This is a genomic window from Pseudarthrobacter woesei (assembly GCF_055412745.1).
In genome coordinates this window covers 158,252-178,591 of sequence record NZ_JBVAYU010000006.1, presented here as the reverse complement: position 1 = coordinate 178,591, position 20,340 = coordinate 158,252, and the positions used below count along the sequence as shown (strand labels likewise).

The following is a 20,340-nucleotide window of genomic DNA, read 5'->3' as shown; positions in this document are numbered from 1 at the left end:
GTCAATTCCTGCGGGCGGTGCCGCGGGCCCTTTGCCCCTACCTGATCGCGGGCAGGAGGGGGACGATTTGCCCATGACGCCGGAGACGAACGGCCCATTCCCCGGGGAATCGCCGGATGGCGCCGCACCCCCGTTCGACGGCGGGTCCAGGGATCCGTTCGACGGCGGCACTCCGTCGCCGGCGCGCCGGTACTCCGGAGCCGGGCACGGCGGCGCCGAACCAGGGCCTCCGCCTCTTACCCCGGTACCTGCCGCGGTTCCTGCCGCCTCGGCAGCGTCAGACGGGCCGCAAGGGGCTCCCTGGCAGACCCCGAATCGCCGGTTTGTGCCGGGCCTGTTCCGGCTGCTGGCGCTGCTCGTGGCCTCTGCCCTTGTCGGTGCAGGCGCCTCTCTGCTCGTGGCGCGGGCCACCGGCTGGGGCAAGGAAACCGTGGTGAAGCAGTACATCGCCACCAGCGGTGCCATCTCCGGACACCCCGCCGACATCAAGGTGCTGCTGGCTACTGCCCTGCCGTCCGTCGTCGCGGTGAAGGCTGTCAGCAACCAGTCGAACCCCTTTTTCAATCCCCGGGGCGGGGGAGCGGTCACGGCGGAGGGGACCGGCGTCGTGGTGGGGAGCGGAGGCGAAATCATCACCAACGCCCACGTTGTCAGCGGCGCGTCGACGGTGACGGTCACATTCAATGACGCCTCCGAACGGGCCGCCACGATTGTCGCCTCGGACAACGGAAATGACCTCGCCCTGCTCAAGGTCGGCGGAGTGGAGGATCTCCCGGTCCTGGAACTTGGCGATTCGGATTCCATCGCGGCCGGCGACGGAGTTGTGGCCGTCGGCTACGCCCTGGGGCTGGAAGGGGGACCGAGCGTCACGGCGGGAATCATTTCAGCCACCGGGCGGACCACAAGCACCGAGACGGGCTTCGGGACCAGCCAGACGCTGTCCGGACTGCTACAGACGGACGCCCCCATTAGTTCGGGGGACTCCGGCGGACCGCTGATCGACGCGGCGGGCCGTGTGATCGGCATCAACACCATGGTTGCGACCTCCACCGCATCGACGGCGGTGAACGGCATCGGCTTCGCGATCGCGTCGAATACGGTCAAGTTGCTGCTCCCGAGCCTGCGCGCCGGCTGACGCGGTACCGGCTGGCCCTTGGCGGGTCTGCGTTTAGTGCATCAGGGCCAGCATGGCCCCGACCGCGACGAACAGGACGCCGAAGCTACGGTTCAGCATCCTCTGTCCGCGGGCGTCGTGGGTGAAGCGCTGGAAGGACGTGGCCGCGGCGGCGAAGAAGAACCACATCACCAGGATGTCGATCACGATCACGGTGGCAGACAGCGTCAGGTACTGCGGCAGGAGCGGTTCCTCCGGGCGGATGAACTGCGGCATAAAGGCCAGGAAGAACACGATCGCCTTGGGGTTCAGCAGGTTGACCCACAGGCCGCGGCGGAACATGGAGAACGCGGGCTCGTTGCGGAGCGCGGTGGACTTCTCCTGGTCCAGATCGGGTTTGTGCAGGAACTGCCGGATGCCCAGGTAGACGAGGTAGGCGGCGCCGGCGTAGCGGATCACGTTGAAGGCTACCGGCGAGCTGGACACCAGGACTCCGACGCCGAGGGCCACGATCACGATGTGCACCACCAGTGCGGCCTGCTGGCCGAGGATTCCCCAGATGGAACGCCGGAAGCCGGAGTTCAGGGAGTTGCTCATGGTGTTGATGGCGCCCGCGCCGGGCGTGAAGCTGATCAGGACGCCGGCGCCCGCCAGGGCCAGCCAAAGGGAGGGTTGCACTGATTCAGTTTACGGCCGCGGGCAGGAAGGAAATTGCGGCCGTGTCACCTTCCGCACGCTAGTGGGCGTTTTCGTTAGTTCGTCGGGGGTCCAGGTCCCAGGGTGTGGGATGGCCGGGCTCAGGGACATGCCCCGCGCCGGGGCCGGCGGGTGGACATAGTCCGGTTATGCCCGGTCCCGGCTGCGAAGAATGGGCATGTCCCCCCGCAGCCCGGCTCTCCGCCGCCGGACCCACCCAACGCCTGGCTGGACCAGCCCCATGCGCCATGCCATGACGGTCCTGCCCGGTTGCTTCGGCGCCCGGCGCCAAACGCGCCCGGGAATCCGGGCTTTGCCCGGGCCGGCAGGCGGCCGGGCGGCGGGCAACCGGGAAGGAGCGCGCCCGCTGGCTGCCTGCGCCCGGCAGAGTAAGCGAAAATGCCCACCGGACATGCCCCGCGCCGCGGCCGGCACGGGGACATATTCCCGCTATGCCCGGTCCCTGGCGCGGAGAATGGACATGTCCTCCCGGCGCGAAGAACTTCAAGCCCGGGCGATCACCTCGCCGTTGGGGATCAGGAACCAGCCGTCGTCCGTGGAACCCCAGCGGTGCCAGCCGGCCGAAATCCGGGCCAGGTCGGCGGCGTTGGCGAAGCCGTATTCAAGGGCCTGGTCCGCGAAGGCCGAATGCAGCACCCGTTCGCCCCACACCCGGGCCTGCCACCGGCGCTGCTGCCCGGTGGCGTAGAGCCAGTTGCTGCTCGAGGGGGCGACGTCGGTGAACCCGGCGGACTGTGCCCACGAGACCAGACGGCGGCCTGCATCGGGCTCGGCCCCGTTGCGGCGGGCGATCCGCTGGTACAGCTCCATCCATTCGTCCAGTTCCGGGATGGCCGGAAACCAGCTCATGGCGTGGAAATCGGCGTCGCGTACGGCCACGATTCCGCCCGGCTTGGCCACCCGCCGCATCTCCCGCAAGGCCGCCACCGGGTCAGTGAGATGCTGCAGCACCTGATGGGCGTGGACGACGTCGAACGTCTCATCCTCGAAGTCCAGGTCGTAGATGTTGCCGGCCACAAACTCGGCGTTCTGCACGCCGCGCCCGGCCGCGAGGGAAGTCGCCTGGGAGATTATTTCGGGGGAGCGGTCCAGGCCTGTGACTTTGCCGGGGAAGACGAGCCCGGCAAAATCGCTGGTGATGCTGCCCGGTCCGCAGCCAACATCAAGAACCGAGACCCCCGGGGTGAGGTACGGGATCACAAACGCCGCGGAGTTCTCCGCCGTCCGTGAGGCGTGGGCGCGGACCACCGACTCGTGGTGGCCGTGGCTGTAGACATCGTCGGGCTGCTGCGCGCTCATAGTGAAACGCTACCGCCCGGCCCGGCGAACCGACAGCTACGGCGAGTCAGCGGGGGGAGGTGAGCCCGGCGGAGCGTCCAGAACCGATCCCTGGGCTGCCTCCTCCGCTGCGCTGATGGTTGCCGCGGTCATGGCCGTCATAAAGCGGGTGGCGATCTCAAGCTCCTCGGGCGTGAACCCTGCCATCGCGGCCCCCATATGGCGGGCCAGCGGGAAGAACATGGCGCCGCCGTCGCGGTAGGCCTTCGGGGTCATGCTGAGTTGGACTTGCCGGCGGTCGGACCCGTTGCGTTCCCGGACCACATGCCCGGAGCCATGCAGCCGGTCGATCAGCGCCGTGGTCGCCGGCGAGCTGAGGTTCAGTTCCTTCCGGAGGACCCCGGGGGTGACTATCTGGTGCCTGGCGGCGTACTTCATGATCACGGCCAGGGCATTGAGGTCGGTCCGGTGCATGTCGTTGCGGCCGCCGGCGGAATCCACATAGCGGTTGGCTTCGAGGGTGAATTCCTGGAGGATCCGGACCAGCGGAGGGGGACCGCCGGGTCCCGGGCGTCCGGATGCGTCAGCTGACACGTGGACTCTCCTCCTTCCCTTGCCTACTGGACACGCCTTCATAACCGGCGCCCTCCGGAGTTTACTGCAGTGGCGGAATCCATCGGAGTCAGGAAGGTCCCGCAATACGCCCCAAAAATTAAGCAAATCCGGGTTATCTCCATAGTAGAGATAGTCTATGATGGACTCAATTCTACTCCTCCGAGGCAAGCACCAGAAGGAACCATGAAAAAGACCTCCAGCACCACCGCCCGCACCCCGTTCTGGCTGCGCTGGCTGGTTCCCGTCTTACTCGTGGTGACATGGCTGGCCATCGCCGGAATCGGCGGACCCACCTTCGGCCGGCTAAGCGAGGTCTCCTCCAACGACCAGGCGTCCTTCCTGCCCGCCGGGGCCGAAGCCACCGCGGCGCAGGACTGGCAGGCCAAGTTCCGTGACTCCAAGGAGATCCCGGCCGTCATTGTGATCGAGAGCGATTCCGCCTTCACTCCCGTCCAGCTCGGCGAGGCCGCCGCGCTCAAGGGCAAGCTGGAAGCCCTGCAGGCCGGCAGCACCGTCATCGGCCCCATCCCGTCCGAGGACTCGAAAGCGGTCCAGTTCGTGGTGCCCATCGACTCCGCCGGCGAGGTCAAGGACGTCGTCAAGGAGCTCCGCGATGAGGTGAAGGCCTCCGCCCCGGAGGGAATGCAAACCTTCGTGACCGGCCCGGCCGGGCTGACGGCTGACCTCGTCAGCGCCTTCGCCGGTATTGACGGGATACTGCTGCTGGTCGCCCTTGGCGCGGTGTTCCTGATCCTGCTCATCGTCTACCGCTCGCTGCTGCTGCCGATCGCCGTCCTGTTCACCTCCGTCTTCGCCCTGTGCGCCGCTATCCTGCTGGTGTTCGGCATGGCGAAGCTCGGCTGGATCCAGCTCAACGGCCAAAGCCAGGGGATCCTGTCCATCCTGGTGATCGGCGCGGCCACCGACTACGCCCTGCTCTATGTGGCACGGTTCCGCGAGGCGCTGACGCATAACACCAACCGGACCACCGCCGCGCTGACCGCCTGGAAGGCCTCCTGGGAGCCCATCCTGGCCTCGGGGGCCACTGTCATCATCGCCCTGCTCTGCCTGCTGTTTTCCGACCTCAACTCCAACAAGGCCCTCGGCCCCGTGGCGGCGGCCGGCATACTGTGCTCCCTTTTTGCGGCCCTGACCCTTCTGCCCGCCATGATGGCGCTGCTGGGACGCACCGCCTTCTGGCCGTTCCGCCCCAAGCTGCTCCCCGAAACGGATCGCGAACCTGAGCTGGTCACCGGCCTCGAAGGCCAGAGGGGCCTGTGGCGCGCCACAGCCTCCCTCGTTTCCCGGAAGCCCCGTATCGTCTGGGTGGCATCAGTGCTGCTGCTCCTGGTGGCCTCGGGCGGCATCCTCCAGCTCAAGGCCAACGGCGTCCCGCAAACTGACGTCATCCTGACGGCCTCCAACGCCGTCGACGGCCAGGACGCGTTGGCACGGCACTTTGACGCGGGGTCAGGCAGCCCCGCGGTGATTGTGGCCGACGAAGCGAAGGCGCAGGCAGTGCTGGACGCGGTCAAGGCGGCCGACGGCGTCGGGGACGCCTACCTCCTGGCCGACGGCGGCGTACCAATCATCACCGGTGCGGCATCCGCCCCCGGTGCCCCCACAGCCCCGGCCGTGCGGGACGGAAAGGTGCTGATCAACGCGACGCTGAACTTTGCCGCGGACTCCAACGAGGCGGAAAATGTTGTTGTGTCTCTCCGGCAGGAGCTGAAAAAGGTCGACGGCGGTGCCCTCGTCGGCGGCGTGACCGCCACGGCGCTGGACACGAACACCACGGCCCAGCGGGATCTCGTCACCATCATTCCGGTGGTCCTGGCCGTGATCCTGGTGATCCTCATGCTGCTGCTGCGCTCCGTGCTGGCTCCGGTCCTGCTGGTGGCCTCGGTGGTCCTGTCCTATGGTGCGGCGATGGGTGTCTCCGCCATGGTGTTCAACAACTTCTTCGGCTTCCCGGGAGCGGACGCCACGGTGCCGCTCTTCGGCTTCGTCTTCCTCGTGGCGCTGGGCGTCGACTACAACATCTTCCTGATGAGCCGGGTCCGGGAAGAATCCCTCAAACACGGCACCCGGGCCGGGATCCTGCGCGGCCTGGTCGTCACCGGCGGCGTGATCACCTCGGCCGGGGTGGTCCTCGCGGCCACCTTCGCAGCCCTCGGCGTCATTCCGATCATGTTCCTGGTGCAGCTCGCCTTCATCGTGGCGTTCGGTGTGCTGCTGGACACTGTGCTGGTCCGGTCGCTGCTGGTGCCCGCCCTGGCGTACGACATCGGCCCGCGGCTCTGGTGGCCCAGCAAGCTCGGCCGCGCGGAGACGGACGCGGCAGCGCGGGCGGTGCCTGCCGCCGAGGAGACCGAAAGTGCGGCCGCCGCGGTCCGCTAGCTGCTGCCGGCCCATCGCAACCCACACCGCGGCCGCCGTCACCGTCCCTGGTCCCGCCACCAGGCCACGGTGGCGGCGGCCGCGTCCCTGAGCGCCGTCGGCCGCAGCCCCAGGGCTGCCTCGCTGGCGCGGGAGTCCAGCACGAATGGCCGATCGAACTGGTACAGCGTCTCGGCCAGTTCCCGGGTACCCGGCGAGACCAGCCCCATCGCCCGCAGCACCCAGCCCGGCACGGCCGAGACCCGCGGCTTCGGGGCGTCCGCCGCGGCGGCGAACGCGTCGGCGATCTGCCGCTGGCTCAGCGCCGGCCCCGTCGGGGCATGCCACACCCTGTTCCACAGCGACGGGTCCTGCGCGGACCTGATCATGGCCGCCGCCAGATCCGGCACGTACGTGAAGGAATGCGGGAGATTCGCGTTGCCGATCACCATCAGCGGCTTTCCTGCCAGCACCGGCCGCAGCATCCGCTCGCCGGCGTGGGCCGTGCGCACCCGCGGGCCGAAGAAATCGCTCGCCACCACGCTCACGGTGTCCGCCGAGGAAGCCGCCCGGGCCCCGAGCAGGGCCGTGCGGAGGCCGCGCTTCCCGCCCTGCGCCCCGCGCGGACCGGCTTCGGCCAGGGGCCGATCCGGCTCGCTGTAGGAGTAGAGGCTTTCCGGGAAGACAACGACGGCGCCCTCCCCGGCCGCAGCGGCCAGCACCGTCTGCTCGGCGCCGGGCAGTTCCTCCGCCCACACCCTGGCGCTGTACTGCGAGCCGTGGATGCAGTGGAAAACGGCCTTGGCGCCGTGGAACAGGGTGCCGAGTGAGGCGGGGTCGGACACATCGACGGCCAGTCTTTCGACCTGCGGGTGGTCGGGCCCGTTGCCGGACCGGGTGAGCACCCGCACCTGGTGGCCCGCGGCGGCGAGCTGTTCCGCGACGGTCCAGCCGACGGGTCCGGCTCCGGTGACGACATAGCGGGATGACCCTTCAGGCCGGGTGATTTCACGCTCTTCAGTGGTGGGCGCTGTTTTGGTGGGCTCTGGGGCTTCGAACGCTGGCATCGGGGTCTCCTCGTGGCTAGGGAGAGCAGTGCTCTCCAGCTCCAGAATGGAATCATCCGGCACAGAAGTCAAGAGCGCTGCTCTCTTATGTTGACGCTGCTCTGTTTTGTGGCAAGCTGGGGTCATGAATTCGCCCGCCGCCAAGCCCCCAACCCCGCGCGAGCGGGCCCGCGTCCGGACCATTGAGGACATTTTGCGCCTCGGCCGGGAGCATCTGGCGCTCCATGGGGCGGCCGCGCTTTCCCTGCGCGCCGTAGCCCGGGATCTCGGCGTGGTGTCGTCGGCGGTCTACCGCTACGTGGCGAACAGGGAAGAGCTCCTGACCTTGCTGCTGATCGATGCGTACAGTGAACTGGGCGACGAGGTGGACGCCGCCGTCGGGGCCCTCCCGGAGGAGGACTTTGCCGGGCGGTTCAGGGCCTTGGGTGCTGCCGTCCGGAGGTGGGCCCTGCGCGAGCCTGCCCGCTATGGACTCCTCTTCGGCAGTCCCGTGCCCGGCTACCGGGCCCCGGCCGAACGGACCATCGGGCCCGGAACCCGGGTAATCCTTGCCCTGATGACCATCCTGGACGGGGCCCACCGCGCCGGCCGGCTGGCCGCTAAAGGCGGGCCGGACGCCGTCGTGCCGCCGCTCGCGGCTGACCTCGAGCGGATCCGCAGCGAGATGGGCCTGGCGGTGCCGGACGGGCCGCTGGCGCGGGGTGCCCTGGTGTGGACCTCGCTGTTCGGGGCGGTCAGTTTCGAGGTCTTCGGCCAGTACGGCGCAGACACCTTTGCTGCCCCGGATGAGCTCTTCGACCATCATCTGACCGTGTTGGCGGACCTCGCGGGCCTCCGCCCCTCGGCGCACTAGCCGGCGCACTAGCCGGCGGACCGCCCGGCGGACCGCCCGGCTGACTAGGGGGCTGCCCCAGCTGGCCGCCCGGCCCTGCCGGACCATGATTGCCCTGCCCCCTGTCGCCTCCCCGTGGCGCTCGATAGACTGCCACTGCGCCCGCCCGGGCGTGCCCGATGCTTCCAGGAAGGATCCCTCCATGTCTGAGAATAGTGAGTCCGATCGAACGGCAGCGCACGCCGAAGGCAAAGAGGCCGAAGCCGAACTTGCCGAGGGGCAGTACGTCGAGGGCGACTACGGCGCGGCGGGCGTGACAGGCGAGAATCCGGCTGCCGCAGAAGAAGGCGAATACCCGGCCGGTGACTACGGCACGGCTGGCGTGGCCGACGGGGCCGCCGTCGGCGATGCCGAGGGTGAGTACCCCGAGGGCGACTACGGCAAAGCCGGCGCCGTCGGCAAAACACCGGCCGTCGTCGAAGACGGCGAGTATGAGGAAGGTGACTACGGCGCGGCGGGAACCGCCGGACAAGCACCCCGTACGGACCGCTAGGCAGGGACTTCGCGCAGAGCGAAACCGCCGCGTGTGGCGCTTCCTCTGCGCGGAATTCCGGGGAAGTTGGCACGCCGGGACGCCTTTCTGTCCGGCTGAAATCCAAAGTTGAGCGTACCCGACTCAACTTTGGATTGACTTTGACTGCGGCCTGAGTAAAGTTGAGTGCAGATCGCTCAATGACTGGGCGAGCACCGATCTCGGCAGGCCCGGTCGTCGGGCCCCGGCCCGATCGCCGGGCAGCAGCTCGATCACCGGAGCCAGCAAGTTTCCAAGAAAAGAAGGAAGCAACACATGTCACGTGCAGTAGGTATTGACCTCGGAACAACCAACTCCGTCGTCTCCGTTCTCGAAGGTGGCGAGCCCACCGTCATTGCCAACGCCGAGGGTGGCCGCACCACGCCGTCGGTTGTTGCATTCTCCAAGTCCGGCGAGGTGCTGGTCGGCGAGATCGCCAAGCGCCAGGCCGTCAACAACATTGACCGCACCATTGCTTCCGTCAAGCGCCACATGGGCACCGACTGGTCCGTCGCCATCGACGACAAGAAGTACACGGCGCAGGAAATCTCCGCCCGTATCCTCATGAAGCTCAAGAACGACGCCGAGTCATACCTGGGTGAGAAGGTCACGGACGCCGTGATCACCGTCCCCGCGTACTTCAACGACGCCGAGCGCCAGGCCACTAAGGAAGCCGGCGAAATCGCGGGCCTGAAGGTGCTGCGTATCGTCAACGAGCCCACCGCGGCCGCACTGGCCTACGGACTGGACAAGGGCAAGGAAGACGAGCTCATCCTCGTCTTCGACCTCGGCGGCGGAACCTTCGACGTCTCCCTCCTCGAGGTGGGTAAGGACGAAGACAACTTCTCCACCATCCAGGTCCGCTCCACCGCCGGTGACAACCGCCTCGGCGGCGACGACTGGGACCAGCGCGTTGTCGACTACCTCCTGAACCAGCTCAAGGTCAAGGGTATCGACCTGTCCAAGGACAAGATCGCCCTGCAGCGACTGCGGGAAGCAGCGGAGCAGGCCAAGAAGGAACTCTCCTCCTCCACCAGCACCAACGTCTCCCTCCAGTACCTCTCCGTCACCCCCGACGGCCCGGTTCACCTGGATGAGCAGCTGACCCGCGCGAAGTTCCAGGACCTCACGAAGGACCTGCTCGAGCGCACCAAGAAGCCGTTCCACGACGTCATCAAGGAAGCCGGCATCAAGCTCTCCGAGATCGACCACATCGTGCTCGTCGGCGGTTCCACCCGGATGCCGGCCGTCTACGACCTGGTCAAGGAGCTCGCCGGTGGCAAGGAGCCGAACAAGGGCGTCAACCCGGATGAGGTCGTCGCCGTCGGCGCCGCCCTGCAGGCCGGCGTTCTGAAGGGCGAGCGCAAGGACGTTCTCCTGATCGACGTCACCCCGCTCTCCCTCGGCATTGAAACCAAGGGCGGCATCATGACGCACCTGATCGAGCGCAACACGGCCATCCCGACCAAGCGCTCCGAAACCTTCACCACGGCGGATGACAACCAGCCGTCCGTGTCCATTCAGGTCTTCCAGGGCGAACGCGAGTTCACCCGCGACAACAAGCCGCTGGGCACCTTCGAGCTGACCGGGATCGCTCCGGCTCCGCGCGGCGTCCCGCAGGTTGAGGTCACCTTCGACATCGACGCCAACGGCATCGTGCACGTCTCCGCGAAGGACAAGGGCACCGGCAAGGAACAGTCCATGACCATCACGGGCGGTTCCAGCCTCTCGAAGGAAGACATCGACCGCATGGTCAAGGACGCCGAGGAGCACGCAGCAGAGGACAAGGCCCGCCGCGAGGCAGCCGACACACGCAACACTGCCGAGCAGCTCGCCTACTCCGTGGACAAGCTGATCGCCGACAACACCGACAAGCTGCCGGAAGAGGTCAAGACCGAGGTCCAGGCCGACGTCGACGCGCTCAAGGCCGCCCTCGAAGGCACCGATGACGCAGCGGTCAAGACCGCGTTTGAGAAGCTGCAGGCTTCCCAGACCAAGCTCGGCGAGGCTATCTACGCCCAGCCCGGTTCCCCTGACGGTGCAGCCGGCGCCCAGGGCGCCCCCGCCGGGGATCAGGCAGCAGGAGCCGACGAGGACATCGTCGACGCCGAGATTGTTGACGAAGACGAGAAGAAGTAATCATGCCGCATCACGGTAACGAAGAAGAGCACGGTTCTTCGGAGAACCGTCGCGACGCGGAACAGCGGGAAAACGAGCCGCAGAAGCCGATCATCCACGACAACCGCAAGGTTGATCCGAAGACCGGCCAGGCCCGCCACCCGGACCAGGAGCGCCACGCCGCAGGGGACACAGGCTCCGGGGACGCCCTGTCCCAGGCGGAAGACATCCTCAACAGCGTTGAGGTGCCGGCCGCGGAGTCCGTGGCCCAGGGTGCGGACCCGGCCGAAGCGGAGGAGCTCAGGAACGACCTCCGCCGCCTGCAGGCCGAGTACGTCAACTACCGCAGGCGTGTCGAACGCGACCGCGCAGTGGCGGGGGAGATGGCCGTCATCGGCGTCCTGAACTCCCTGCTTCCGGTACTCGACGACGTCGACGCCGCCCGCCAGCACGGCGACCTGACGGACGGCCCGTTCGCCGCAATCGCAGCCAAGCTGGAGAACGCGGTGAAGACGTACGGCCTCGTGCGCATCGATGAGACCGGCGTGGAGTTCGACCCCACGATCCACGAAGCCCTCATCCAGCAGCCCGGCCCGGACGTCGAGATCGACACCGTCAGCCAGGTCCTGCGCTCGGGCTACAAGTCCGGCGACCGTGTGCTCCGCGCAGCACAGGTCATTGTGGCTGTACCGGCCTAGCATTACCTTCGGTGGTTGAGCCTGTCGAGACTTCGGCAGGCTCAACCACCGACCCATTACTTTTGAAAGGAACGCCATTGGCTAGCCAGGACTGGGTGGACAAGGACTTTTACAAGATCCTTGGCGTCGCCAAAGACGCTTCCGAGGCCGACATCAAGAAGGCCTACCGGAAGCTCGCGCGGCAACACCACCCGGACACCAACGCCGGGGATACCGCTTCCGAGAAGAAATTCAAGGACATCTCCGAGGCCTATTCCGTGCTTTCCGACGCCGATGAGCGCCAGCAGTACGACGCCATCCGGGCCATGGGAGGCGGCGCACGCTTCGCCCCCGGCGGAAGCGGCGGCGCCGGTGGCGGCGCAGGATTCGAGGACCTCTTCGGCGGTCTCTTCACCGGCAACGCCGGCCGCCATTCCGGCGGGTTCAGCACCTCCGGCGGCATCCCGCCCGAGTTCGCCGATTTGTTCGGCGGTGGCGGCGGCGGACAGTCGTTCCAGCGCGGTCCGCAGAAGGGCTCGGACCGCACCGCGTCCACGAGCATCTCCTTCGCAGGCTCCATCCGCGGCACCACCATCGGGCTGCGTGAACCGGACGGCGAAGTCATCGACGTCCGCATCCCGGCCGGCATCAAGGACGGGCAGAAGGTCCGCGTTCGCGGCAAGGGCCAGTACGGCCCGGCCGGCAACGGGGACCTTATGGTCACGGTCTCGGTGAAGACGCACGATTTCTACGTCCGCGACGGCGACAACCTGCGCATCCACGTTCCGGTCACCTTCCCGGAGGCTGCCCTGGGCGCCGACATCGAGGTCCCGACCATCGACGGCGACAAGGTCAAGGTCCGTGTTCCGGCCGGGACACCGTCGGGCCGCACGCTCCGGGTCAAGGGCCGCGGCGTCAAGCACACCAAGGCGACCGGCGACCTGCTGGTGACCATCGACGTCGCCGTTCCGCGGAAGCTGGGCAAGGAAGCGGAGGACGCCGTCAAGGCCTTCGCCGCCGCCACTGCCGGCGAGGACGTCCGCGCCGAACTGGCTGCCAAGGCAAGGCTCTAGGAACGGGCCCTGCCATGGCCATCGAGTTTGACTTCGACCAGCCGATCTTCGTCATCTCCGTCGCCGCGGAACTGGCGGACATGCACCCGCAGACGCTGCGGCAGTACGACCGGCTGGGTATCGTCTCGCCGAGCCGTGCGCCAGGCAAATCCCGGCGGTACTCGCAGCGGGATGTAAACATGCTCCGCGAGGTACAGCGGCTCTCGCAGGAGGGCGTCTCGCTCGAAGGCATCAAGCGGATCCTCCAGCTCGAGAACCAGGTGACCGCCCTGCAGCGCCGGGTTATTGAACTGACCGAGGAACTGCAGCGCCGGCCGCAGGCCCTGGACTCCCGCATATTCGCGGCCGGAACAGCCGGCGACGTGGTCAGCCTTGCCCGTGGAAAACGCCCCCGCGCCCGCTCCCAGGCCCTTGTGGTGTGGAAGCCGCGCGGGACGGGGTTCGAATTCCCGAAGGGCTGACCAATCCCTGCAACCTTTCCACGGGCCCGCAGCCCTGTCCACGTGGTTGCCGGCCGGGACTGAGTACTCCGCCGCGTTTGTCGAGTAGTCGCGTTCCAGAAAGACGGGTACCGCCGATCCGTGACTTCCGGAGGTCCAGGCCCGTTGAATTGGACGGGTAAGCACGTCTGATTGTCGGGGGGCAATGATGATTGGTTCAATGAAGCTGTACAGACCCGTCGCTGCGGTGCAGGCGGCTAAGCCATGAGCTCGGGACTGCAAACGGTCGCGGTCTTCGCGGGATCGCTGCCGGGTTCCATTCTGATGTCGCTCGGGCAGACCCTGGTGCTGGTCTGCGTCTGCTTCGACATGGTCCGTGTGGTGTCGGTGCCACGGTCCCGCCGCCGCTTTGTGGCCAACACCGTGTTCACGACACTCGCGTTGCCCTCGATCCTGGTCATGGCGGTCATCGTGCTGATCGATGCCGCGTCCGGGGCATGGCAGGACGTGGCCGCCGGCGTCTTCATCCTGGTAGCTGTAATTTTCCGCTGGCGCCACAACGGCGATGAAGACAGCTGGTGGACGGGGAAGGGCAAGAAACTTGCCCGCTGGCTCCGGAACCAGACGGCCGTACGGTCCGCGATCGCACCGGCCGCCGCCTGAGCCCCGCAACGCGGGGTCACTTCGAGCCCATCCCGAGGGGTTTTATGGGCGCGAAGTGACCCCGCGTTGCTGTGGTGGCCGTCAGTAGCTGGCGGGGGTGCCGATAGGCTCAACCACCGGGCCCGGCGGGATGTATTCTGCGGCGAGTGCCTCGGAGCCGCGGGCCAGCAGGGCCACATCGGCGCCCACCAGGAAAAAAGCTGCCCCGGCTGCGAGATAGGCGCGGGCCGTTGCCGGGTTGAAAGCGTTCACGCCAGCGGGTTTGCCGGCCGTTGTGGCGGCGGCGAGACAGTGTTCGACGGCGGCGCGCACCTGGGGGTGTTCCTGCTGGCCCAGTAGCCCCATGGAGGCGGCAAGGTCGGAGGGCCCCAGGAAGATCGCGTCCACGCCGTCTACGGAGAGGATGTTCTCCACTGAGGCAACGGCGGCAACGGACTCGATCTGGACGGTGACGCTGACGGTGTCGCTGGCCCTGGCCAGGTAATCGGGGATCCGGTTCCAGCGCGCGGCCCGGGCCAGGGCGGAACCGACGCCGCGGACGCCGTGCGGCGGGTAGCGGGTGGCGGCCACGGCGGCCTCCGCCTCGGCTGCCGAGTTCACCATGGGGATCAGCAGGTTCTGGACGCCCAGGTCCAGGTACTGCTTGATGAGCACGGTGTCGTTCACCGGCGGCCTGACCATCACCTGGACCGGATACCCGTTGACGGCTTGGAGCTGGGCGAGGATGGATTCGAGTCCGTTGGGGCTGTGCTCGGCGTCGATCAGGAGCCAGTCCAGGCCGGAGCCGGCGCAGAGTTCTGCCACCAGGGCGCTGCCGGCGCAGACCCACATTCCGGCAAGGGGGCGGCCGGCAGCGCCGGTTTGGTTGCGCAGGGCGTCCCGGAAGGTGGGGTCTGGTTCTACTCGAAGCGGCATGTGATGCTCCCTAGCGGTCCGTAGTCGGCGTGGACGGTATCGCCCTTGTACACCCAGAGGGGCCGGGTGAACGAGCCGGCGAGGATGATGTCGCCGGCCGACATGGCGTCGCCGTGGGCGGCGATCTTGTTGGCGAGCCAGTGCACGCCGTTGGCCGGGTGGTCCAGGACCCCTGCGGCCACGCCGGTTTCCTCCACGGTCTGGTTCTTGTAGAGGATGGCGGAGACCCAGCGGAGGTCCACGGCGTCGGGACGGACGGGGTTGCCGCCCACCACCATGGCGCCCATGGCCGCGTTGTCGGCGATGGTGTCCACGATGGTCCTGCCTTCCATTTCGATCCTGGAGTCCAGGATTTCGAGGGCCGGCACCACGTAGTCGGTGGCGTTCAGGACGTCGAAGATGGTGCAGCCGGGTCCGGACAGGTCCTTCTTCAGCACGAACGCCAGTTCCACCTCCACCCGGGGATGGGCGTAACGGTCCCACTCCACGGAGCAGCCGGTCTCGAGGACCATGTCATCGAAGATGGCGCCGTAGTCCGGTTCGGTGATGCCGGTGGCGGCCTGCATGGCCTTGGACGTGAGGCCGATCTTGCGGCCCACGAGCTGCCGGCCGGCGTCCTCATTGCGCCGCCGCCACAGCTGCTGCACGGCGTAGGAGTCCTCCACCGTCATATCCGGGTAGCGGGCAGTCAGGCGGGGGATCGGGGTCCGGCTGCGGCCGGCTTCCAGCAGTTCGTCTGCGATGGACTCGATCGTCTTGGCATCCAGCATGGCTACAGCTGCGCGCCGAGCTTGAACCCGGTCTTTTCCCCGGCGTGGCCATCCCCGTCCTTGCGGGTGTAGGAGAACCCGTCGGCCCCCACGGTCACGGCCATTTCGCTTTTTTCCTCGCGGATGATGACGGGCTGCGGGTTGCCGTCGAGGTCCAGGACCAGAGAGGCCTCGGTGTACCAGGAGGGGACGACGGCGTTGCCCCACCAGTCGCGGCGCTGGTTGTCGTGCACGTCCCAGGTGATGGTGGGGTTGTCCGGGTCGCCGGTGTAGTAGTCCTGGGTGTAGATCTCGATGCGGTGGCCGTCCGGGTCCAGGATGTAGAGGTAGAAGGCGTTGGAGACGCCGTGCCGGCCGGGGCCGCGTTCGATCCGGTCGCTGATGCGCAGGGCGCCCATCTTGTCGCAGATCTGGATGATGTTGTGCTTCTCATGGGTGGCGAACGCGACGTGATGCATCCGGGGGCCGTTGCCGCCGGTCAGGGCGGTGTCGTGGACGGTCTGCTTGCGGTGCATCCAGGCCGCGTAGGTGACGCCGTCGGAGTCCTTGATGTCCTCGGAAACGCGGAAGCCCAGGTCCTCGAGGTACTTGCGGCCGCGCGGGACGTCGGGGGTGACCTGGTTGAAGTGGTCCAGCCGGACGAGTTCGCCGGCGGAGTAGAGGTCGTAGCGCTGGGTGAGGCGTTCGACGTGCTCTGTCTCGTAGAAGAATTCGTAGGGGAAACCCAGCGGGTCCTCCACCCGGACGGAGTCGCCGATGCCCTTGGTGAATCCTTCCGTGCGGCGTTCGGTGCGGCAGCCCAGTTCCTTGTAGTAGGCCTCGGCGGCGTCGACTTCGGCGGGGGACTTCACCCGGTAGGCGAAGGCCGCGACGGCGGCGATGGGGCCCTTGCGGAGCACCAGGTTGTGGTGGATGAACTCCTCGAGGGAGCGCAGGTAGATGTTGTTCTCGTCTTCTTCGGTGACGTGCAGGCCCAGGAGGTCCACGTAGAACGCGCGGGACTTGGCGAGGTCGGTGACCACAATTTCCATGTAAGCGCAGCGGACGATGTCCGGAGCCGGGACGGTGGGGGTGGGGACGAAGTTTGTCATGAGGTTCTCTCTTCTTTGAGGTGGGGTCGCGTGGCGCTTAGGCGCCGAATTTGGGGGTGTGCACCGTGCCGAGGGTGATGTGCACGGCCTGCTGGTCGGTGTAGAAGTCGATGGAGCGGTAACCGCCCTCATGGCCCAGCCCGGAGGCCTTGACGCCGCCGAACGGTGTGCGGAGGTCACGGACGTTGTGGCTGTTGAGCCACACCATGCCGGCCTCGACGTTCTGCGAGAAGTTGTGGGCGCGGGTCAGGTTCTGGGTCCAGATGTAGGCGGCGAGGCCGTACCGGGTGTTGTTCGCCAGGGCGAGGGCTTCGTCGTCGTTGTCGAACGGGGTGATGGCAACCACCGGGCCGAAGATCTCCTCCTGGAAGATCCGGGCGTCCGGGGCGACGTCGGCGAACACGGTGGGGGCGATGTAGTTGCCCTCCGGGAGGTGGTCAGGGCGGCCGCCGCCGGCCAGCAGCCGGCCCTCGGACTTGCCGATCTCCACGTAGGAGGCCACCTTGGCATAGTGCTCCGGGTGGACCAGCGCGCCAACCTCGGTCTTGGGGTCGTGCGGGTCGCCGACCACGATCTTCTTGGCGCGGGCGGCGTATTTGGCGCAGAATTCCTCGTACACGGCCCGCTCCACCAGGATCCGGGAGCCGGCGGTGCAGCGTTCGCCGTTGAGCGAGAAGACCCCGAACAGGGCGGAATCGATCGCGGCGTCGAGGTCGGCGTCGGCGAACACGACGCACGGGGACTTGCCGCCAAGCTCCATGGACAGGCCCTTGAGGTTGGCCGCGGCGTTACGGAAGATTGTCTGGCCCGTGGTGGTTTCACCGGTGAAAGAGATCAGCGGGACGTCCGGGTGCTTGACCAGCGCGTCGCCGGCTTCCTCGCCGAGGCCGTTGACCAGGTTGAACACGCCGTCGGGCAGGCCGGCGTCCTTGAAGATCTGTGCCCAGAGCGAGGCGGAGAGCGGGGTGAATTCGGCCGGTTTCAGGACCACGGTGTTGCCGGTGGCGAGCGCGGGGGCGAGCTTCCAGGATTCCAGCATGAACGGCGTGTTCCAGGGCGTGATGAGGCCGGCGACGCCGATCGGCTTGCGGTTGACGTAGTTGATCTGGGCGCCGGGGACCTTCATGGCGTCGTCGAACTGGGCCACTATCAGGTCCGCGAAGAAGCGGAAGTTCTCGGCCGCGCGCAGTGCCTGGCCCTTGGCCTGGGTGATGGGCAGGCCGGTGTCGAAGGTCTCGAGCTCGGCGAGGCGTGCCTCCTGGGCTTCGACGGCGTCGGCGATCCGGTTCAGGATGCGGGCCCGTTCGCGGGGCTTCATCCGCGGCCACGGGCCGTTGACGAACGCCTCGCGGGCGGCGGCGACGGCGAGGTCGATGTCTTCCTTCTGGCCGGCCGCGGCGGTGGCGTAGTTGGTGTTGGACACCGGGTCCAGGACGTCGAAGGTTTTGCCGCCCACCGAATCAACGAATTCGCCGTTGATGTAATGCTGGATGTGGGTGGGAAGGCCCTGCGGAACGTAGTGGGTGGTGGTAACAGGAGCGGTAAACGTCATTGTTGTCTTCCTAACTGATATTGCAACGCGGGGTCACTTACGGCCCATGCGGGCCCCCTCAATGGGCGCTAAGTGACCCCGCGTTGCTTTGGGCAAGGTACGCGTCCAGGGTGGCGGAGCGGTGGAGGCGGGCGGCCTTTTCGATGTCATCGGTGCCGGCGCCGGTTTCGATGAGCTTCAGCAGCGCCTCGTGCTCGTCCACCGACTCGTGGGCGCGGCCGGGGACGAAGCGGAACGTTGAGGAGCGGAGGGACGCGAGCCGGTTCCAGCCCCGCTGGACGAGGTCCAGGATGTGCGGATTGGGACAGTGCTCGAACAGGATGCTGTGGAAGTCCTGGTTCAGCGCGGTGAAGCGGACCGGATCGAAGTGCTCCAGACACTCCCGCATCTCGGCGTTCACGGCGCGGGCGCGCGCAATGTCCGCCGCCCCCATCAACGGAGCCGACAGGGCCGTGGCGGCGCCCTCAATGATGCTCAGCGTCTGCATCGTGTACAGGTATTCGGTGGGGTCGATGCCGGCCACGGTGGCGCCCACATTCCGCTCGAACTTGACCAGGCCCTCAGCCTCGAGCCTGCGGATGGCTTCACGGACCGGCACCACGCTGACGCCCAGGTCCTCGGCGATCTTTGCCAGCACCAGCCGGTAGCCGGGGGAGTACGTCCCGTCGACGATGCGGGCTTTGACGGCGGCGTAGGCCTGCTCGGACTTGCTGGCTGTGTGCGCGGCAGCGTTTGTGCCTAGGTCAGCGGCTATGTCAGCCATTGGTTTTGCCGGCTTCCCATTCCTCGTAGCTTGCCCGCCATTTGGCGTTCAGCGGGTAGAGGCCATCCACGCTGTGGCCCTGCTGCACCATCTCGGCGATGAACGTTTCCTCACGCTCCTGGACGATGGAATCGTCCGCGAGCTCTTCGGCCAGCGCCGGGGGGATCACCAGGATGCCGTCCGAATCGGCCACGATGATGTCCCCGGGCTGCACGGTAGTGCCGCCGCAGGCGATGGTGATGTCCGTGTCCCACGGGATGTGCCGGCGTCCCAGGACGGCGGGGTGCGGGTTGGCGTAGTACGTGGGCATGTCCATGGCGGCCACGGCGGAGAAGTCACGTACGCCGCCGTCGGTGATGATGGCGGCGGCGCCGCGGACCTGGGCGCGGAGGGCCAGGATGTCGCCGAGGGTGCCGGTGCCCTTTTCGCCCCGGGCCTCCATAACGAGGATTTCGCCCTCGTTGACCGAATCGATGGCCTTCTTCTGGGCGTTGAAGCCGCCGCCGTGGGACTTGAAGAGGTCTTCGCGGTTAGGCACGTAGCGCAGGGTCCGCGCCAGGCCCACGATCCGCTTCTCCGGGCGGGTGGAGGTAAGGCCGTCGATGCTGACGTTGTTCAGGCCGCGCTTGCGCAGCTGGGAGGACAGCGTGGCGGTGCAGACGCTTTCCAGCTTCGCCTTCAGCTGCGGGGCCAGGACCGGGACCGGCGCCTCTGGTTCCAGGACATGCCCGACGGCCGCGAGCCCTGCCGCTTCACGAGAGCCGTAGGCTTCCTCCCGCTGGAGATCATCGGCCCTGGGCCCAGCACCGAAGTCAGCGAACGGCGTCGAGCCTTCCTCCACCCGGGTGGCCAGCCGGCCGCTGGAAAGGCCGGCGGCGCCGCCCGCCGTCGTGCTGTCAGCGCTGACTTCAACCTCGACGACGTCGCCCGGCTGGGCGACGGAGGCACCGGCCGGTGTGCCGGTCAGAATGATGTCACCCTCCTCGAGGGTGAGCAGCTGCGAGAGGTCCGCGATCAGGCGGGCGAACGGGAACAGCAGGTCCCCGGTGGTGTCGTCCTGGACCAGATCGCCGTTGTGCCAGGTGCGGATGCGGAGTTTGGCCGGGTCGACGGCGTCCGCGGCAATCAGGCCCGGGCCCACGGGTGTGAAGCCGTCGCCGCCCTTGGACCGGAGATTGGAGCCCTTGTCCGCGTAGCGGAGGTCGTAGACGCCGAGGTCGTTGCTGGCGGTGACCCACTCGACGTGGCGCCAGGCGTCCTCGATGCCCACGCGGCGGGCGGGTTTGCCGATGATCAGCGCGATCTCGCCCTCGTAGCCGAGGAGTTCGCAGCCGGCCGGGCGCTCCACCGTTGATCCGCTGAAGGCCAGGGAGGATGACGGCTTCAGGAAGTAGGAGGGCTGCTCGGGGGTACGGCCCCGCTGGGCCGCCCGGCTGGGGTAGTTGATATGCACCGCGATGACCTTGCGGGCCGCGGCCAGGATGTGGTCGGTGACCTGTTCCAAGAGTTACTCCTCATCGAGTACGAAATCGTATACGAAACACTATGTCCCGGGAACTGTCGAACGTCAACCCCTGTTCTTGGGAGTTTTCAAAGCGCTTGTAACGCACGTCATACCTGCCGTACAGTTGTGGATCGCAGCTAGATTTCGATTATCGAACACCTAGTTCTAATATCGAACACCAAAGACGGCGCCAGGCCGCCA

At 67.3% G+C, this 20,340-nt stretch carries 19 protein-coding genes; 9 read left to right on the top strand and 10 right to left on the bottom strand.

The annotated features are described in order from the left end of the window. Positions 1–325: 325 nt before the first annotated feature. Entirely contained in the window at positions 326–1,135 is an 810-nt protein-coding gene (locus ACZYZE_RS10950; protein WP_459319404.1) for a S1C family serine protease, read from the top strand. 33 nt (positions 1,136–1,168) lie between these two features. Here ACZYZE_RS10950 and ACZYZE_RS10945 read toward each other — a convergent pair whose 3' ends face one another. The 3 genes from ACZYZE_RS10945 to ACZYZE_RS10935 form a co-directional block, all read right to left on the bottom strand. After that, the gene (locus tag ACZYZE_RS10945; protein ID WP_459319403.1) at positions 1,169–1,792 is read right to left on the bottom strand and encodes a LysE family transporter; all 624 of its coding nucleotides are present in this window, start codon (positions 1,790–1,792) and stop codon (positions 1,169–1,171) included. A gap of 522 nt (positions 1,793–2,314) precedes the next feature. Beyond that, on the bottom strand, positions 2,315–3,130 hold the full coding sequence (locus ACZYZE_RS10940; protein WP_459319402.1) for a class I SAM-dependent methyltransferase: 816 nt from the start codon (positions 3,128–3,130) through the stop codon (positions 2,315–2,317). Positions 3,131–3,166: 36 nt separating this feature from the next. After that, the gene (locus ACZYZE_RS10935; protein ID WP_463907641.1) at positions 3,167–3,703 is read right to left on the bottom strand and encodes a MarR family winged helix-turn-helix transcriptional regulator; all 537 of its coding nucleotides are present in this window, start codon (positions 3,701–3,703) and stop codon (positions 3,167–3,169) included. Between the two features lie 204 nt (positions 3,704–3,907). On the opposite strand from ACZYZE_RS10935, the gene ACZYZE_RS10930 reads away from it, so the two are divergent. Further along, positions 3,908–6,124, top strand: coding sequence for an MMPL family transporter (locus ACZYZE_RS10930; protein ID WP_463907640.1), 2,217 nt, complete (start codon positions 3,908–3,910; stop codon positions 6,122–6,124). A gap of 38 nt (positions 6,125–6,162) precedes the next feature. Here ACZYZE_RS10930 and ACZYZE_RS10925 read toward each other — a convergent pair whose 3' ends face one another. Then, positions 6,163–7,170 carry an NAD-dependent epimerase/dehydratase family protein gene (locus ACZYZE_RS10925; RefSeq protein ID WP_463907638.1) on the bottom strand — a complete coding sequence of 336 codons (1,008 nt, stop codon included), beginning with the start codon at positions 7,168–7,170 and terminating at the stop codon, positions 6,163–6,165. 124 nt (positions 7,171–7,294) lie between these two features. Between ACZYZE_RS10925 and ACZYZE_RS10920 the strand changes: the two genes are divergently transcribed. The 7 genes from ACZYZE_RS10920 (at position 7,295) to ACZYZE_RS10890 (ending at position 13,544) form a co-directional block, all read left to right on the top strand. After that, on the top strand, positions 7,295–8,023 hold the full coding sequence (locus ACZYZE_RS10920; protein ID WP_463907636.1) for a TetR/AcrR family transcriptional regulator: 729 nt from the start codon (positions 7,295–7,297) through the stop codon (positions 8,021–8,023). 181 nt (positions 8,024–8,204) lie between these two features. Continuing rightward, the gene (locus tag ACZYZE_RS10915; RefSeq protein ID WP_459319397.1) at positions 8,205–8,555 is read left to right on the top strand and encodes a hypothetical protein; all 351 of its coding nucleotides are present in this window, start codon (positions 8,205–8,207) and stop codon (positions 8,553–8,555) included. 294 nt (positions 8,556–8,849) lie between these two features. Further along, positions 8,850–10,712: a molecular chaperone DnaK gene (gene dnaK, locus ACZYZE_RS10910; protein ID WP_463907634.1), complete on the top strand. Its 1,863-nt coding sequence runs from the start codon at positions 8,850–8,852 to the stop codon at positions 10,710–10,712. 2 nt (positions 10,713–10,714) lie between these two features. Beyond that, the gene (locus tag ACZYZE_RS10905; protein WP_459319395.1) at positions 10,715–11,389 is read left to right on the top strand and encodes a nucleotide exchange factor GrpE; all 675 of its coding nucleotides are present in this window, start codon (positions 10,715–10,717) and stop codon (positions 11,387–11,389) included. Positions 11,390–11,466: 77 nt separating this feature from the next. Beyond that, positions 11,467–12,441: a DnaJ C-terminal domain-containing protein gene (locus ACZYZE_RS10900; protein WP_459319394.1), complete on the top strand. Its 975-nt coding sequence runs from the start codon at positions 11,467–11,469 to the stop codon at positions 12,439–12,441. A 14-nt stretch (positions 12,442–12,455) separates the two neighbouring features. After that, a complete protein-coding gene (locus tag ACZYZE_RS10895; protein ID WP_459319393.1) occupies positions 12,456–12,902 on the top strand; it encodes a heat shock protein transcriptional repressor HspR in 447 nt (148 codons plus the stop codon). A gap of 243 nt (positions 12,903–13,145) precedes the next feature. After that, the gene (locus tag ACZYZE_RS10890; RefSeq protein ID WP_459319392.1) at positions 13,146–13,544 is read left to right on the top strand and encodes a hypothetical protein; all 399 of its coding nucleotides are present in this window, start codon (positions 13,146–13,148) and stop codon (positions 13,542–13,544) included. An 81-nt stretch (positions 13,545–13,625) separates the two neighbouring features. On the opposite strand, the gene ACZYZE_RS10885 is transcribed toward ACZYZE_RS10890, so the two are convergent. Genes ACZYZE_RS10885 through ACZYZE_RS10860 form a run of 6 tightly spaced genes read right to left on the bottom strand, consistent with a single transcriptional unit; the run spans position 13,626 to position 20,139 of the window. Next, entirely contained in the window at positions 13,626–14,459 is an 834-nt protein-coding gene (locus ACZYZE_RS10885) for an HpcH/HpaI aldolase family protein (protein ID WP_459319391.1), read from the bottom strand. Then, positions 14,444–15,229 (bottom strand): 2-oxo-hept-4-ene-1,7-dioate hydratase, encoded by a 786-nt coding sequence (gene hpaH, locus ACZYZE_RS10880; protein WP_463907631.1) that lies wholly within the window; start codon positions 15,227–15,229, stop codon positions 14,444–14,446. The genes ACZYZE_RS10885 and hpaH overlap by 16 nt, the downstream gene beginning before the upstream one ends. A gap of 2 nt (positions 15,230–15,231) precedes the next feature. Beyond that, a complete protein-coding gene (gene hpaD, locus ACZYZE_RS10875) occupies positions 15,232–16,320 on the bottom strand; it encodes a 3,4-dihydroxyphenylacetate 2,3-dioxygenase (RefSeq protein ID WP_463907629.1) in 1,089 nt (362 codons plus the stop codon). Positions 16,321–16,357: 37 nt separating this feature from the next. Beyond that, on the bottom strand, positions 16,358–17,872 hold the full coding sequence (gene hpaE / locus ACZYZE_RS10870; RefSeq protein WP_463907627.1) for a 5-carboxymethyl-2-hydroxymuconate semialdehyde dehydrogenase: 1,515 nt from the start codon (positions 17,870–17,872) through the stop codon (positions 16,358–16,360). Positions 17,873–17,930: 58 nt separating this feature from the next. Further along, positions 17,931–18,635 (bottom strand): GntR family transcriptional regulator, encoded by a 705-nt coding sequence (locus tag ACZYZE_RS10865; RefSeq protein ID WP_463907625.1) that lies wholly within the window; start codon positions 18,633–18,635, stop codon positions 17,931–17,933. Next, entirely contained in the window at positions 18,628–20,139 is a 1,512-nt protein-coding gene (locus ACZYZE_RS10860) for a fumarylacetoacetate hydrolase family protein (RefSeq protein WP_463907623.1), read from the bottom strand. The genes ACZYZE_RS10865 and ACZYZE_RS10860 overlap by 8 nt, the downstream gene beginning before the upstream one ends. Positions 20,140–20,340 lie beyond the last annotated feature (201 nt).

Excerpts from the sequence above, each read along its gene's own strand:
- ACZYZE_RS10940 (WP_459319402.1), bottom strand. The coding sequence starts at position 3,130 with ATGAGCGCGCAGCAGCCCGACGATGTCTACAGCCACGGCCACCACGAG.
- ACZYZE_RS10930 (WP_463907640.1), top strand. The coding sequence starts at position 3,908 with ATGAAAAAGACCTCCAGCACCACCGCCCGCACCCCGTTCTGGCTGCGC.
- ACZYZE_RS10925 (WP_463907638.1), bottom strand. The coding sequence starts at position 7,170 with ATGCCAGCGTTCGAAGCCCCAGAGCCCACCAAAACAGCGCCCACCACT.
- ACZYZE_RS10920 (WP_463907636.1), top strand. The coding sequence starts at position 7,295 with ATGAATTCGCCCGCCGCCAAGCCCCCAACCCCGCGCGAGCGGGCCCGC.
- ACZYZE_RS10915 (WP_459319397.1), top strand. The coding sequence starts at position 8,205 with ATGTCTGAGAATAGTGAGTCCGATCGAACGGCAGCGCACGCCGAAGGC.
- dnaK (WP_463907634.1), top strand. The coding sequence starts at position 8,850 with ATGTCACGTGCAGTAGGTATTGACCTCGGAACAACCAACTCCGTCGTC.
- ACZYZE_RS10905 (WP_459319395.1), top strand. The coding sequence starts at position 10,715 with ATGCCGCATCACGGTAACGAAGAAGAGCACGGTTCTTCGGAGAACCGT.
- ACZYZE_RS10895 (WP_459319393.1), top strand. The coding sequence starts at position 12,456 with ATGGCCATCGAGTTTGACTTCGACCAGCCGATCTTCGTCATCTCCGTC.
- ACZYZE_RS10890 (WP_459319392.1), top strand. The coding sequence starts at position 13,146 with ATGAGCTCGGGACTGCAAACGGTCGCGGTCTTCGCGGGATCGCTGCCG.
- ACZYZE_RS10885 (WP_459319391.1), bottom strand. The coding sequence starts at position 14,459 with ATGCCGCTTCGAGTAGAACCAGACCCCACCTTCCGGGACGCCCTGCGC.
- hpaH (WP_463907631.1), bottom strand. The coding sequence starts at position 15,229 with ATGCTGGATGCCAAGACGATCGAGTCCATCGCAGACGAACTGCTGGAA.
- hpaD (WP_463907629.1), bottom strand. The coding sequence starts at position 16,320 with ATGACAAACTTCGTCCCCACCCCCACCGTCCCGGCTCCGGACATCGTC.
- hpaE (WP_463907627.1), bottom strand. The coding sequence starts at position 17,872 with ATGACGTTTACCGCTCCTGTTACCACCACCCACTACGTTCCGCAGGGC.
- ACZYZE_RS10865 (WP_463907625.1), bottom strand. The coding sequence starts at position 18,635 with ATGGCTGACATAGCCGCTGACCTAGGCACAAACGCTGCCGCGCACACA.